Origin of the sequence: Methylomonas sp. TEB (assembly GCF_047777895.1) — a bacterium.
Lineage (GTDB): Bacteria > Pseudomonadota > Gammaproteobacteria > Methylococcales > Methylomonadaceae > Methylomonas.
Genome location: NZ_CP180476.1, coordinates 199,137 through 212,185 on the forward strand (window position 1 = coordinate 199,137; position 13,049 = coordinate 212,185).

General features: G+C 53.7%; 15 protein-coding genes and 1 other RNA gene. 5 read left to right on the plus strand and 11 right to left on the minus strand.

Features of this window, described 5'->3' with window-relative positions:
• Nucleotides 1–4: 4 nt before the first annotated feature.
• On the plus strand, nt 5–415 hold the full coding sequence (locus tag ACMXD4_RS00875) for an ExbD/TolR family protein (protein WP_033157489.1): 411 nt from the start codon (nt 5–7) through the stop codon (nt 413–415).
• 83 nt (nt 416–498) lie between these two features.
• On the opposite strand, the gene rimK is transcribed toward ACMXD4_RS00875, so the two are convergent.
• The 8 genes from rimK to ACMXD4_RS00915 all read right to left on the minus strand — a co-directional run bounded on the left by rimK (nt 499) and on the right by ACMXD4_RS00915 (nt 5,976).
• Complete coding sequence (gene rimK, locus ACMXD4_RS00880) at nt 499–1,389, minus strand: 30S ribosomal protein S6--L-glutamate ligase (protein WP_171696927.1); 891 nt, start codon at nt 1,387–1,389, stop codon at nt 499–501.
• Between the two features lie 18 nt (nt 1,390–1,407).
• The gene (gene mtnC, locus ACMXD4_RS00885; RefSeq protein ID WP_101053838.1) at nt 1,408–2,082 is read right to left on the minus strand and encodes an acireductone synthase; all 675 of its coding nucleotides are present in this window, start codon (nt 2,080–2,082) and stop codon (nt 1,408–1,410) included.
• Nucleotides 2,079–2,636, minus strand: coding sequence for a 1,2-dihydroxy-3-keto-5-methylthiopentene dioxygenase (locus tag ACMXD4_RS00890; RefSeq protein ID WP_415879586.1), 558 nt, complete (start codon nt 2,634–2,636; stop codon nt 2,079–2,081). Before ACMXD4_RS00890 ends, mtnC begins: the two co-directional genes overlap by 4 nt.
• Nucleotides 2,633–3,259, minus strand: coding sequence for a methylthioribulose 1-phosphate dehydratase (locus ACMXD4_RS00895; protein ID WP_415879587.1), 627 nt, complete (start codon nt 3,257–3,259; stop codon nt 2,633–2,635). The genes ACMXD4_RS00890 and ACMXD4_RS00895 overlap by 4 nt, the downstream gene beginning before the upstream one ends.
• A 33-nt stretch (nt 3,260–3,292) precedes the next feature.
• Nucleotides 3,293–3,642: RNase P RNA component class A (gene rnpB / locus ACMXD4_RS00900), an RNA gene on the minus strand.
• A gap of 570 nt (nt 3,643–4,212) precedes the next feature.
• A complete protein-coding gene (locus ACMXD4_RS00905; protein WP_415879588.1) occupies nt 4,213–4,503 on the minus strand; it encodes a hypothetical protein in 291 nt (96 codons plus the stop codon).
• A gap of 103 nt (nt 4,504–4,606) precedes the next feature.
• A complete protein-coding gene (locus ACMXD4_RS00910) occupies nt 4,607–5,053 on the minus strand; it encodes an NfeD family protein (RefSeq protein WP_415879589.1) in 447 nt (148 codons plus the stop codon).
• Nucleotides 5,054–5,055: 2 nt separating this feature from the next.
• A complete protein-coding gene (locus ACMXD4_RS00915; RefSeq protein WP_033158304.1) occupies nt 5,056–5,976 on the minus strand; it encodes an SPFH domain-containing protein in 921 nt (306 codons plus the stop codon).
• A 101-nt stretch (nt 5,977–6,077) separates the two neighbouring features.
• On the opposite strand from ACMXD4_RS00915, the gene ACMXD4_RS00920 reads away from it, so the two are divergent.
• Nucleotides 6,078–6,341: a hypothetical protein gene (locus tag ACMXD4_RS00920; protein WP_171696921.1), complete on the plus strand. Its 264-nt coding sequence runs from the start codon at nt 6,078–6,080 to the stop codon at nt 6,339–6,341.
• 111 nt (nt 6,342–6,452) lie between these two features.
• Here the strand turns inward: ACMXD4_RS00920 and ACMXD4_RS00925 are convergent, their stop codons facing one another.
• Genes ACMXD4_RS00925 through ACMXD4_RS00935 form a run of 3 tightly spaced genes read right to left on the minus strand, consistent with a single transcriptional unit; the run spans nt 6,453 to nt 10,257 of the window.
• Nucleotides 6,453–8,402 (minus strand): transglutaminase TgpA family protein, encoded by a 1,950-nt coding sequence (locus ACMXD4_RS00925; protein WP_415879590.1) that lies wholly within the window; start codon nt 8,400–8,402, stop codon nt 6,453–6,455.
• 2 nt (nt 8,403–8,404) lie between these two features.
• Nucleotides 8,405–9,355: a DUF58 domain-containing protein gene (locus ACMXD4_RS00930; RefSeq protein WP_415879591.1), complete on the minus strand. Its 951-nt coding sequence runs from the start codon at nt 9,353–9,355 to the stop codon at nt 8,405–8,407.
• Nucleotides 9,352–10,257: an AAA family ATPase gene (locus tag ACMXD4_RS00935; protein WP_415879592.1), complete on the minus strand. Its 906-nt coding sequence runs from the start codon at nt 10,255–10,257 to the stop codon at nt 9,352–9,354. Before ACMXD4_RS00935 ends, ACMXD4_RS00930 begins: the two co-directional genes overlap by 4 nt.
• Nucleotides 10,258–10,402: 145 nt before the next feature.
• Between ACMXD4_RS00935 and ACMXD4_RS00940 the strand changes: the two genes are divergently transcribed.
• The 3 genes from ACMXD4_RS00940 to ACMXD4_RS00950 all read left to right on the plus strand — a co-directional run bounded on the left by ACMXD4_RS00940 (nt 10,403) and on the right by ACMXD4_RS00950 (nt 13,047).
• Complete coding sequence (locus tag ACMXD4_RS00940; RefSeq protein WP_415879593.1) at nt 10,403–10,744, plus strand: TraR/DksA family transcriptional regulator; 342 nt, start codon at nt 10,403–10,405, stop codon at nt 10,742–10,744.
• 116 nt (nt 10,745–10,860) lie between these two features.
• Complete coding sequence (locus tag ACMXD4_RS00945) at nt 10,861–11,898, plus strand: type IV pilus twitching motility protein PilT (protein WP_101053853.1); 1,038 nt, start codon at nt 10,861–10,863, stop codon at nt 11,896–11,898.
• A gap of 15 nt (nt 11,899–11,913) precedes the next feature.
• Nucleotides 11,914–13,047, plus strand: coding sequence for a PilT/PilU family type 4a pilus ATPase (locus tag ACMXD4_RS00950; protein ID WP_033158298.1), 1,134 nt, complete (start codon nt 11,914–11,916; stop codon nt 13,045–13,047).
• Nucleotides 13,048–13,049: the final 2 nt, after the last annotated feature.

The window sequence follows — 13,049 nt, forward strand, 5'->3', positions numbered from 1 at the left end:
TTACATGGGATTCAAAACAAACTCAGACGACGATGGGCCGGTTAGCGAGATTAATGTTACGCCGCTGGTAGATGTGATGTTGGTGTTGGTGATTATCTTGTTGGTCACCGCACCGTTGTTGACCCAATCGGTCAACGTGGCTTTGCCGAAAACGGCCTCCACGACCCCGGATTTGGAAAAGCAGCCTATGCAACTGGGTATCGACGCGCAAGGTGCCGTAACCCTGAATAAAAACGCCGTGGCCGATTTAGCGGCGTTGGATACCACGCTGAGGAACGAATTGGCCGGCAACCCCGAGCTAATCATTCACATTTATGCCGATCAAGGCGTGAATTACGGCAAGGTGGCGGAAGTGATGGCGACAGTACAGCATGCCGGGATTTCCAAACTGGCATTCGTGACATTGGAAAAATAACCCATATCGGCTGGGGTTCTCGCCCAACCCGCGATCCCCCTCCAACGCTTTAACGATTCTGTTGACTAAATCCGGGTTACCGATTACCCGGATTTATTTTTCCCGGCATTCTTTTCAATATATTCGATCATCAAACCGGCAATATCCTTGTCGCTGGTTTTTTCTATGCCTTCCAAACCAGGGGAGGAATTGACTTCCATCACCAGCGGTCCGCGTTTGGAACGCAGCAAATCCACGCCGCAGACGTTGAGACCCATGATTTTCGCGGCGCGCACTGCCGCCGAGCGCTCCTGCGGGGTCAACCTCACCAGCGTGGCCGTGCCGCCACGATGCAGATTGGAGCGAAACTCACCTTCACGGCCCTGGCGTTTCATTGCCGCCACTACCTTGTCGCCGATAACAAAGCAGCGAATATCACTACCCGCGGCTTCCTGAATGAACTCCTGCACCATGATGTTGGCGTTTAGGCCCATGAAGGCTTGAATCACACTATGCGCGGCGTTATGAGTTTCCGCCAGCACGACGCCTATGCCTTGCGAACCTTCCACCAGTTTGATCACCAGCGGCGCGCCGCCGACTTCGGCGATTAGGTCTTCGATATTGTCCGGATTATGGGCAAACGCGGTAATGGGCAAATCGATACCCTTGCGAGCCAGCAACTGGCTGGACGCCAGTTTGTCGCGGGAGCGGCTGATCGATGCGGAATTGTTGAGAACGAAGGTGTTCATCACCTCGAATTGCCTAAGCACCGCCGTGCCGTAAAAGGTGATAGACGCACCGATGCGGGGAATGACCGCGTCGTAACCCACCAGATTTTCACCCATGTAATGAATGGACGGCTTCATGGAGGTGATGTTCATGTAACAGTGGGTCGGGTCCAGCACCCTGGCCTCATGGCCGCGAGCGGCGGCGGCCTCCAGCAGCCGGACGCTGGAATACAGCGTCGCGTCACGCGACAGGATTGCTATTTTCATAGGTAAACAGTGCCAGGTTTACAGATGAATGCCATCAAAATCGCTGACTTGCACATGTTCGGCGCTGGTGTCGGGAACCTGGTCGCGCACCAGCCAGCAAGTGGCGAAGCCGGCCTGGCGGGCGGCGTCTAATTCGTCTTTTATATCCGACAAGAACAGGATTTGTTCGGCCGGCAAGCCAAGCTCGGCGGCAATTCGCTCATACGATGTTGCCTCTTTCTTGCCGCCGATGTGTGTATCGAAGTAACCGGAAAATATGGGGGTAAGATCGCCGAAGTCGCTGTACCCGAACAGCAGTTTTTGCGCCTGCACCGAGCCGGAGGAATAGACATACAGCTTATAGCCCAGGCCAAACCAGTTTCTCAAGTTGCGCACAGCGTCTTCATAGACATGGCCGGTGAAATCGCCGTTGCGATAGCCTTCCAGCCAGATCAAGCCCTGCAAGGATTTTAACGGCGTAATTTTTTGGTCGGTATCTATCCAGTGGATGAACTGTGCAATCAGTGCATCGTCATCGAGTTCTACGTCGGCTAACTGCTTGGCATCGGCCAATAATAGCTTGATCTCGGCTTGCTCTCGATGGCGTCTCACAAAATCCGGCAAGCGGGCGCGGGCGTACGGAAACAACACATCTTTGACGAACGACAATGACGACGTGGTTCCCTCAATGTCGGTAACGATAGCCTTGATCATAAGCCGGCGACGTATTGGTCCAGCGTCGGAAAACTTTCTGCAATCGGATTGCCGGTAAACTCCGCTACCCAACCGTCTTCGGTGGTGAACAAGCGTATGCATTTAAACGCCGGATTTTCCCCCATATCGAACCAATGTGTAGTATTGGCGGGTACGCTGATCAAATCGCCCTGCTCACAAAGCACCGCGTACACTTGATCGCCGACGTGTAGATAAAACAGCCCTTTGCCTTCCACGAAGAAACGCACTTCAAAATCGCTGTGGGTATGCTCGGCCAAAAACTTCTGCCGCAAAGCCTCTTTATTGGGATGGTCGGCGTTCAGGCTGATGACGTCCACCGACTGAAAACCGTATTGCTGTTTGAGTTTGTCTATCGAGCTTTGATAGGCCTTTAGTACCGCATCGGCATCATCCGTCTGCGAAAATTCGCAATCGGCCTGCCAGCGCTCGAACTGTACGCCTATGCCTTGCAGCTGCTCGGCGATGGCTGCAAAGTCGAGAAAGGTATGGCCTTGTTGCGGTTTATCGGCAGGGTAAAGGGTTAATGCGCTCATAATCGTGTTACTCCATGTAGGCGAATTTCAACGTCGAATAAAAATTCCAATGCTTCCAGGTGGCGCAAGGCATCATCTACCGATGCGCCCCAAGTATAAAAACCGTGGCCGGCAATAATATAGCCGTAAACGTCATGCGTGTGATGGTCCAGGTAATTGTCCACCTTGTCGGCCAACCGGGGAATGTCCTGATCGTTAGCAAAAATCGGGATGGAAATGCGGGTCTCATGGGTATTGATGCCGGCAAACGCCTTGAGCAGTTCGTAATCTTTCAGCACGATCTCATGCTTGAACAAGCGCGCCGTCAAAGTGGCGTTGATCGAATGGGGATGCAGCACCGCCTGGACGTCGGGAAAACGTTGGTACAGTGAAGTATGCAATAGTGTTTCTGCTGAGGGCTTCTTGCCGTCCAGGGAATGACCTTTGCTGTCGATCAACATTATGTCATCGGTTTGCAAGCGGCCTTTATGGCGGCCGGATACGGTAATCGCGATATTGCCGTCGCTGAGTTTAGCGGAGAAATTACCGCTGGTGGCGGGCACCCAACCCTTGCTGTCGATGAAGCGGCCGGCGGCAATCAACTGATCGGCCTTGCGGAAAAATTCGTCGGTTTTTGCTGTCATGGAGTATTTTGCGGATTGCAAAAGAAAAAGAAGAGAAAGAGTTGGCCTGTAAGCCGGGTTCTGTCTTGAACAGCCATTCATCTAGGCGTCAGATCACTCTGACGCTCAAGCAATCTACCCAGGAGCAGCGCGGGCCACGCCAATGCTCCTCTATTTGATCTTGCTCCGGGTGGGGTTTACCCTGCCACACCTGTTACCAGTTGCGCGGTGCGCTCTTACCGCACCATTTCACCCTTACCGGGTTCCGAAAAACCAGGCGGTATATTTTCTGCGGCACTTTCCGTAGGCTCACGCCTCCCAGGCATTACCTGGCACCCTGCCCTATGGAGCCCGGACTTTCCTCCCTTTTATTTGCATAAAACGGCGACTGTTCGGCCAACTCTGCTTGGGATTATACAGGCAAAGCCGGGAAATAGGAGTAATTGCGCACTTTAGCTACTCAGAGAGGAATCAGACGGGATGTGATGGATCGGTAGTCGCAAAAGTCGAAGGCCACTGTATCGGCGAAAGCGAAAAGGTACGCGATGCGTATCAAGCTTCAAATTACTGGACGGGGTTTTTCTCCCGTATGCCGCGCCGAGTACCGGAGCTTTCGGCGGGATCAGCCCGCAGGGGCGACGCATGGATGCGGCGCGTTGACGAAGGGGCAGGAAGCCCCTTTCGTCAACCCCCGGCGAAAGTGAGGAACGCAGGGTGCAAGCGGCATCCGGGCCGCCTTTTCTTTGGATACTTTCTTTTGGCGGAGCACAAATTCGCCTGGAGCGAATTTGAACAGCCGGTAGGCTGGCCCGGAGGGCGAAAACCATGGACGGTTTTCGTAGCGAAAGTATCGCGGTCGTCGGTCCGCGAACCGACATTAAATCCAGCCGTCGCGTCAGCGACACACTATTTTGTAAGACTTCAAATCCGCGTGGGCACAAAAACCGTGCCCACCCTACCATGCAAAGCATTATTTAGTCTAAATCAACCAGTTTCTCTTTTAACCAAGCTGCAAGTTCTTCTGGAGTTTCGATGATTTCAGAATTTAAGAGATGCTGAGGATGGATTTGAGTATCGCTATATCCTGTTGGTAGTAGTGTGCGATTACTGACGACCCAGGAATTACGTTGATTTTTATCTAACCCTTGCATAACAGATCGAGCTGGAAGTTGGATAACACCAGCAACTGCCCCATAAGTTGCACGTTGCATATGTTTATCCAAAGCAGAAATTATCCGTGCACGACAAATTGATTTTGATTTCATTTTGGCAAAATACGATATAGCAGGTAGCCTGGATGAAGCAAAGCGTAATCCAGGGCTGAAGGCCATCGATCCCGGATTGCATCCGGGCTACGAAAAAACAAACTCACTCACAAACCTCCACCTCAAACACCGTCCCCTTCACCGCCACGACCTTCACCTTAGCCCCCATTGGACTGTCTGCCCCATGCACCTTCCAAACCGTATCGTCGGCCTTGATTTTGCCCTGACCATTCTCGATAGGCGCGATCAGAAAAAAGGTGCGGCCTATGTACTGCGCACCGCGTTGATTCAATAAAGGATGATCGGTGGCATCGACGGCGCGGGTGCGGGCGTATTTACGCCAGCCCAATACCGACAACACCGCCAACAAGGAAAACATCAATAACTGCACGTTGAACGGCGTGGCCGGCACTAACAGGACTACCGCGCCGACGATGAACGCCGACACCGCCAACCACAGAAAAAAGAAGCCGGTGACGACGATTTCCAAGGCCAAAAAGCCGACCGCTAGCACCCACCAGTACCAAAATACGATGTCTTGCTCCCCCATAATCAGGCCTTTTTGTTTAAGGCTTCTTTAGCCAGTTCGCCGATGCCGCCCAGTGCGCCGATGACGCTGGAGGCTTCCAGCGGCATGAAGATCAGTTTGCTGTTGTTGGCGGAGGCGACGTCTTTTAAAGACTCGATATATTTTTGCGCGACGAAGTAATTGATGGCTTGTACATCGCCTTTGGAAATGGCTTCCGACACCATCATCGTGGCGCGGGCTTCCGCTTCTGCCAGACGTTCGCGGGCTTCGGCGTCGCGGAATGCGGCTTCTTTGCGGCCTTCCGCATCCAAAATCGCACCTTGTTTCAAACCTTCGGCTTTCAGAATTTCCGCTTGCCGCAAGCCTTCGGCTTCCAGAATCTGTGCGCGTTTTTCCCGCTCAGCTTTCATTTGCCGGGCCATGGAATCGACCAAGTCCTTGGGCGGGGCGATGTCTTTGATTTCGATACGGGTGACTTTAATACCCCACGGCGAGGTGGCCTCGTCGACTACATTGAGCAGGCGGGCGTTGATTTCATCCCGGCGCGACAGCAGTTCGTCCAGGTCCATGGAACCCATCACTGTTCGGATATTGGTCATCACCAAGTTGATGATTGCCACGTCGAGGAAATTGACTTCATACGCCGCTTTGGCGGCATCCATGATCTGGTAAAAAATCACCCCATCCACCCGCACCATAGCGTTGTCTTTGGTAATGACCTCTTGCGACGGCACGTCCAGCACCTGCTCCATCATATTCAGCTTGCGGCCGATGCGGTCGATGATCGGCATGATGATATTCAAGCCAGGCGTCAAAGTCGCGGTATATTTACCGAAGCGTTCGACGGTGTATTCCATGCCTTGCGGAACAGATTTGACGCTCATGAACACCATCAAAACCGCAAATACCAACAACATTATTGCGAATAAACCAAAGCCGCCCATAGCGCCTCCTAAATTATGAAAATGAATTGTGTATTGCCAACGGTCACGCGGCTAATAATAATGTATGTCTCTTTAACTTGCTGGAAACAGGGTTCCGATTCATGAATACTTTGATCTACTACAGTTTTAACGTGATGATTTTGGCGGCGATTATATTGGTCGTCGGTCTGATTAAACCGAAGTGGATATTGTTGTGGATGGATAAGCCTGGCCGCCTGCCTATCATCGCGATTGCCGGCGCCATATTCATGGCCGGCGCGGTGATGTTCGGCGAAGGCAATAAACAAAAACAGCAGGAACAAGCCGCTGCCGCCGCCAAACAACCGGCGCAAAAAGGGGCTGAAGAAGTGCCGGATTTACATTAATCCGTCGCATAAATTCGCGCTGCAAATTTCGCTTTTTGCTTCCCTCACGCCAGCCCGCTCCCTGATGGCTATCAAGCAAATATGCCGAAATTTGCGGTGGGAAAGGTATATTTAAATCCTAAAGCGCGCGACTAGTCCTTTTAGAACCTGCAAATCGCCGGCTTCGCTGTCGGCTTGGTAGCGTAAGCGAATATAAAGCGCGGTGATCCGCTCAATCGCTTCGGCCAAATCCGGGCGCAGTTTTTTGGCGCGCTCGGCGACGGTTTGGGGGCCATCGCCAATGTCAACGCTTAAGCCGGCTTTAGCCAGCTTGGCACAAAATTGCCGGTACAAGCGCAGCGCCGGATCTTGGCGACGCCGGTTAGGCCGCAACAAGCGCCAGGCCACGACACCACCGATACCGGCAACGCTAATCACCAGCCAATAGCCAAGCTTGACGAAATTATCGATTCCCAGGCTCTGTAAAAACGCTTTCTGATTAACCGTGTCGTAGTTGATAACCCAGCGTTGCCAGTTGTAATCGACGCTTTGCCACAATTGCCGGCCGCGTTGCAGCCAGGACAAAGTCTTGGCGTCGAGTTGCACCGGGCTGAAATTCACCGCGCCGCTGGCAATTTGTAAATCTACATTCACCCCGCGCTCGATGCGTTCTGGGGCGATAGCGGCAGTCGGATCGAATCTAACCCAGCCGCGTCCTTCCAGCCAGGCTTCCGCCCAGGCATGCGCGTCCGCTTGCCTGATCTCCAGAAAGCCGCCGACTTCGTTGACCTGCCCACCCTGATAACCTCCCATCACTCGGGCCGGAATCTCCGCCACCCGCAGCAAATACACGAAAGCCGTGGCGTAATGGCTGCAAAACCCGGCACGGCGCTCGAACAAAAACGTCTCGATGGGTTTATCCGGCATCGCCTCCGGGCTTAAGGTGTAATGAAAGTTTTCCTGGCGAAAATGCTGCAACAAATTGGCGATAAACACCTCGGGGCCTGCTGGCCGGCCTTGCAACTGCTTAACCAATTCGACGATTTTTTCCGACGGTTTGCCGGGTAGTTGCAAGCTTTCCCGACGCTCGGATTTACTGATGCCGCCGGTGTTATAGGCTGGCGACGAACTCAGCCGATACTCGGCGCGGTCGCCGGGGTTTTTATTAGTAATTAGCTGATACAAGCCGTTGCGCCGCAAGCCGTCAAACTGGCTGGGCATTTCCAGCGCGAATACCCAATTTTGTTTCTGTGGCTCCATCATCAGCGTGTAATCGTAAGCCGCGCCCGTGAAAACAGGTTGATCCGGATTGTTCTCCCGCCCTAACACTGGCGGCGCTCGCCAAGTGATGCCATCGGTATTGGCATACACCGGCCCGCGCCAATAACGCTGCGCCGGCGGCGGCAGGTCGCCGGTGAATTTGACACGGAACACCAGTTCCGGCGATAGACTCAATTCGGCAATCGAGCCGGGTTCCAGGGTATTACTCAGGCCGCTTTTGGCATGCGTATCATCGTCCAGCCAACTCCAGTGCGGCGCTTCCAGACGCGGAAACAACACAAACAACACCAGAGCCAGCGGCAGGCTTTGCAGAATAATCGCCGCCGAGGTTTTTAAGGCAGCCAGAGTTTGCGGCGTGTGGCTGTTTTGCGTAATCAAGGTAGCCAGCAAAACCCCGCTTACCAGCAGGATATAAAGCGCCATCAAGATACTTTCTTCGTACAAAAACTGCGTGACCGCCACGATGAAAGCCAGATAAACGATCACATACACATCGCGCCGGCCGTGAATTTCCAACAACTTCAAACCCAAGGCCACCACGAACAGACTGGTGCCGGCATCGCGGCCGAATACCGAGTGCTGCTGACTGTATAACAAGCCTATTCCCAGCAGCATCAATAAAAACACGCCAAACCGGTTTGGCAAATAGCGGGGCTGCCAAATACTCAGCAAGCGCCAAAGCAGCAGCAAGGTAAAAAAACTGAACAATATCGGCGGAATATGCCAGGCATGCGGCAAGGTGATCAGGCCTATCGAACCCAACATAAACAACATCAGCCGTGTGGAGGGTAGAAACGGCATGCTCAAAACAGCGCCAAGGCTTGCAGGCAGTGACGGTAATGCGCGGCGCCGTTGTCCGGCGGCAGACGCAAGCCGGGCAGTACCAAACCGTAACGCAAACCAGCTTGTTCCGCGTCTACCAGCCAACGGCATAACTGGCTGAGGCGTTCTTCGGTGTGATGTCCTGGTGCCTGTTGATAATCCAACCACAATTCGTTGGCACTGGCGCCGCGGTAATATTTACTGTGTACGCCCTGGCCTTTGGCAAAGGCTTTCCAATGGATTTGCCGAATCGCGTCGCCGCGTTGATAGACTCTTACCCCATCAAATTCATCGCCGCTGCGGCGGTTTTGGCCGGGTTTATCTTGACCGCCATCGCTATCCGGAAACGGCAGTAGTTTGCTGGTCGGCTTGGGATACACCAGCAAAGGGCTATCAAAGCGCAAGGGCGCCCAGGCCCGAAACAAGCCCAAGGGATAGGTACTGGAAAGGGTCAACGTACCCGGTAGTTGCCAGCCGCGCTGCTGAGTGGGTTGATAGAGTGTGACGGTTTGAGTTTGCTCGGCGGCCAAGCTTATGGATAACTCGGATTGCAAAGCCAAATCCAAAGCAAAGCGCCGCTGCGAGCCCGGATTGCTGATCTGGAAATTAAACGGTCCGGCCTGGCCGGCAAACACCGCGTGCTGCCGGGCCGGCTGAATCGTTAATCCGGCCAAGGCTTTGAAGCTGTGCAGGATGGTCACGAAAAAAATGCTGGCCAGTAAAAATCCCAGCAAATACGCCAGATTGTTGTTGTAAACAAAGCCGATCAGCACCAATAACAGAATCAACAACACAAAAGCCAATCCGCGTCGGGTCGGTAAGATAAATACCCGTCGCTGCGTCAACACAATCGGTCCTGCGGTCGGCGCCTCACCGGTAAAAAAGCGCGACAGTTTAAAGCGCTGTTTTAAGGATAAGGCCGCTTCGCTCAAAGTACCGGCACGTGCTTGAGAATGGGCGCGACGATGGCTGCCGAATCATTGGCGCCCACGTTTAAACGATGCCCGGCCACTGCCGGCAAAACCGCTTGCAGATCTTCCGGCAACACGGCCTTGCGCTTGTCAATAAGCGCCCATGCCTTGGCGGCGGCCAACAAACCCAAGCCCGCACGCGGCGACAGGCCGCTGGCAAAGTCGTTGGATTGGCGGCTAAAGGCCAAAATAGCTTGCAGATAATCCAGCAAGGCCGGCGACACATGCACCTGATCCGCCGCCTGTTGCAACTCGGCCAATTGCGCGGGTAGTAAGGCCACCGGCAACTCTTCGATCAATACATGCCGGGGTTGACCGCTTAGCAACTCCCGTTCGGCCTGGCGACTGGGATAACCCAACTCGATACGCATCAAAAACCTATCGACTTGCGATTCCGGTAATGGGAAGGTGCCGATCTGATGCGCCGGATTTTGCGTAGCGATGACGAAAAACGGTTGCGGCAAGGGGTAAGTCCGGCCTTCGACGGTTACTTGCCGTTCTTCCATCGCTTCCAACAAGGCACTTTGCGCCTTGGGCGTGGCCCGGTTGATTTCGTCGGCTAGGATCATTTGTTTAAAAATCGGCCCCGGATGAAAGCTGAAGAGCTGTTGATGGGCATCGAATACCGAGGATCCGACGATGTCGGCCGGTAAAATATCGCTGGTGAATTGAATCCGTTGATATTCCAAACCGAACAAACGCGCCAGAGTGTGGGAGAGGGTGGTTTTGCCAACGCCGGGAATGTCCTCGATCAGTAAATGCCCGCGCGCTAATAAGCAGCAAACGGCTAGGCGAATTTGTGATTGTTTACCGAGAATGACTTGATTGGCGGCGGCGAGTAAGCGGTCGAGAGCAAGGTCCATTGTGCAAAAAGCTAGAAATGTCGATGACTCGAGTATAGATCAGCTTGGTTGCACCTGCTATCGGCTTCATTGTATAAACCAGGGATTGACATCCGGCCGACAGAAGCCGGTTATTAAACCATGCAGCCCTGCTGCGGAGAGCACCATGAAAGACTATACCGATGTACGCGACCAATTATTGAATATGCTGGAAGACCTGGACGACAGACTGGGAAAAATCACCGAAGACGTCAGACACACCGACAAACCGCTGGCCCAGGACTTTTCCGAACAGGCCGTCGAAACCGAAAATGACGAGGTATTGGACGCACTGGGCAACGCCACGCGCGACGAAGTCGAAAAAATTAAACAAGCCATTTCCCGTATCGATGCCGGCACCTACGGCATTTGCCTGAGCTGCGGCGAACCCATTAAAAAGGAACGCTTGGCTGCGGTGCCCTACGCTAATCAATGCATTCGCTGCGCCGAAAAAAGCCAGCACCGCTAAGCCGATATACCTCTCGCCGGCATAAGGATTGATGCCATGGACGAATAAGCCGGCCGGTTTTGAATTGTGTACTATCCTTGCCGACGATCATTCCTTTTATTGCCGGGACATAAATCATGGATATCGCCGAACTATTGACCTTTTCCGTCAAAAACAAAGCCTCCGACTTGCATCTTTCCGCCGGCTTACCGCCGATGATCCGGGTGGACGGCGATATCCGCCGCATCAATATCCCGTCCTTGAATCACAAGGAAGTCCACGCGCTGATTTACGACATCATGAACGACAAGCAGCGCCGCGATTACGAAGAATTTCTGGAAACCGACTTTTCTTTCGCGTTGCCCGGCGTGGCGCGCTTCCGGGTGAATGCCTTCAATCAGGATAGAGGCGCCGGCGCGGTATTCCGGACCATTCCGTCCAAGGTTTTGACCCTGGAAGACCTGGACGCGCCGAAATTTTTCGCGGAACTGTGTACCAAGCCGCGCGGCCTGATTCTGGTGACCGGTCCGACCGGTTCCGGTAAATCCACCACGCTGGCGGCGATGGTGAATCACATTAATACCAACGATTACGCACATATCCTGACCGTCGAAGACCCTATCGAGTTTGTCCACGAAAGCCAGAAATGCTTGATCAACCAGCGCGAAGTACATCGCGATACCTTAGGTTTCAACGAAGCCTTGCGCTCGGCATTACGGGAAGACCCGGACATCATTCTGGTGGGTGAGATGCGGGATTTGGAAACCATCCGCCTTGCCTTGACCGCCGCGGAAACCGGCCACTTGGTGTTCGGCACCCTGCATACCACCTCGGCCGCGAAAACCATCGACCGGATTATCGACGTGTTCCCTGCCGCCGAAAAAGATATGATCCGGGCCATGCTGTCCGAATCCTTGCAGGCGGTTATCTCGCAAACGCTATTGAAAAAAGTCGGTGGCGGCCGGATTGCCGCCCACGAAATCATGGTCGGCACCCCTGCCATCCGCAACCTGATCCGCGAAGCCAAGGTGGCGCAGATGTATTCCGCGATCCAAACCGGCCGTAAAGACGGCATGCAGACGCTGGATCAAAACCTGAAGGAATTGGTCGACAAAGGCTTGATTACTGCGAAAGGCGCGATGGTCAAAGCCGTCAACAAAGATATGTTCCGTTAAATTTTAGGAGGCGTCATGGACTTTAAAGCCCTATTGGCCCTGATGGTGGAAAAGAAAGCGTCCGACTTGTTCATCACCGCCGGCCGGCCGCCGTCGATGAAAGTCAACGGCAAAGTCGTCGAAGTGTCCAAATCCGTTTTAACTAGCGAACAGACCATGATGCTGGTTCTCAGTATCATGTCGCAGCGCCAACGCGACGAGTTTGAAAACACTCACGAATGCCAGTTTGCCTTGAGTGCCCACAGTCTTGGCCGGTTCCGGGTCAGTGCGTTTACCCAACGCGACTCGGCCGGCATGGTGTTGCGCCGCATCGAAACCACCATCCCCAGCGCAGAGGAATTGCACCTGCCGCCGGTGTTGAAAGAACTGATCATGTACAAGCGCGGTCTGGTGATGTTTGTCGGTGCCACCGGTACCGGTAAATCAACCTCGCTGGCGGCCTTGATTCGGCACCGCAACGAAAACAGCAGCGGCCATATCATTTCCATTGAAGACCCTATCGAGTTTATCCATCCGCACAAGGGCTGCATCATCACCCAGCGCGAAGTGGGCCTGGATACCGAATCGTTTGAAGTGGCGTTAAAAAACACCCTGCGCCAAGCGCCGGACGTAATCCTGATTGGCGAGGTCAGAAGCCGGGACACCATGCAACATGCGATCACCTTCGCCGAAACCGGGCATTTGTGCGTCTGTACCCTGCACGCCAATAACGCCAACCAGGCCTTAGACCGCATTCTGCATTTTTTCCCGGAAGAAATGCACAGCCAGCTGTTCATGGATTTGTCTTTGAACTTGCGCGGTATCGTCGCCCAACAATTGATTCAGCGCGCCGACGGCAAGGGCCGCTACCCGGCTATTGAGATTTTGCTGAATACCCCGCTGGCATCAGACATGATCCGCAAGGGCGAAGTACACAAATTAAAAGAACTGATGAAAAGCTCCCGCGAGCATGGCATGCAGACTTTCGACCAAGCGCTTTACGATCTGTATACGGCGGGTAAAATTGGTTACGATGACGCCTTGCACGCTGCCGACTCCCGCAACGAGGTGCGCCTGATGATTAAACTGGGGGCCGAGAACGTCAACTTCGAAACCGCCGGCATGACCCTGGCCGAAAACGACGACGAGGGAGGCAGTCTTTTTAAATAGCC

Coding starts and splice junctions, on each gene's coding strand:
- mtnC (WP_101053838.1), bottom strand. CDS start 2,082: ATGATCAAGGCTATCGTTACCGACATTGAGGGAACCACGTCGTCATTG.
- ACMXD4_RS00925 (WP_415879590.1), bottom strand. CDS start 8,402: ATGCCGTTTCTACCCTCCACACGGCTGATGTTGTTTATGTTGGGTTCG.
- ACMXD4_RS00935 (WP_415879592.1), bottom strand. CDS start 10,257: ATGGACCTTGCTCTCGACCGCTTACTCGCCGCCGCCAATCAAGTCATT.
- ACMXD4_RS00950 (WP_033158298.1), top strand. CDS start 11,914: ATGGACTTTAAAGCCCTATTGGCCCTGATGGTGGAAAAGAAAGCGTCC.
- ACMXD4_RS00890 (WP_415879586.1), bottom strand. CDS start 2,636: ATGAGCGCATTAACCCTTTACCCTGCCGATAAACCGCAACAAGGCCAT.
- ACMXD4_RS00945 (WP_101053853.1), top strand. CDS start 10,861: ATGGATATCGCCGAACTATTGACCTTTTCCGTCAAAAACAAAGCCTCC.
- ACMXD4_RS00895 (WP_415879587.1), bottom strand. CDS start 3,259: ATGACAGCAAAAACCGACGAATTTTTCCGCAAGGCCGATCAGTTGATT.
- rimK (WP_171696927.1), bottom strand. CDS start 1,389: ATGAAAATAGCAATCCTGTCGCGTGACGCGACGCTGTATTCCAGCGTC.
- ACMXD4_RS00905 (WP_415879588.1), bottom strand. CDS start 4,503: ATGAAATCAAAATCAATTTGTCGTGCACGGATAATTTCTGCTTTGGAT.
- ACMXD4_RS00910 (WP_415879589.1), bottom strand. CDS start 5,053: ATGGGGGAGCAAGACATCGTATTTTGGTACTGGTGGGTGCTAGCGGTC.
- ACMXD4_RS00915 (WP_033158304.1), bottom strand. CDS start 5,976: ATGGGCGGCTTTGGTTTATTCGCAATAATGTTGTTGGTATTTGCGGTT.
- ACMXD4_RS00940 (WP_415879593.1), top strand. CDS start 10,403: ATGAAAGACTATACCGATGTACGCGACCAATTATTGAATATGCTGGAA.
- ACMXD4_RS00875 (WP_033157489.1), top strand. CDS start 5: ATGGGATTCAAAACAAACTCAGACGACGATGGGCCGGTTAGCGAGATT.
- ACMXD4_RS00920 (WP_171696921.1), top strand. CDS start 6,078: ATGAATACTTTGATCTACTACAGTTTTAACGTGATGATTTTGGCGGCG.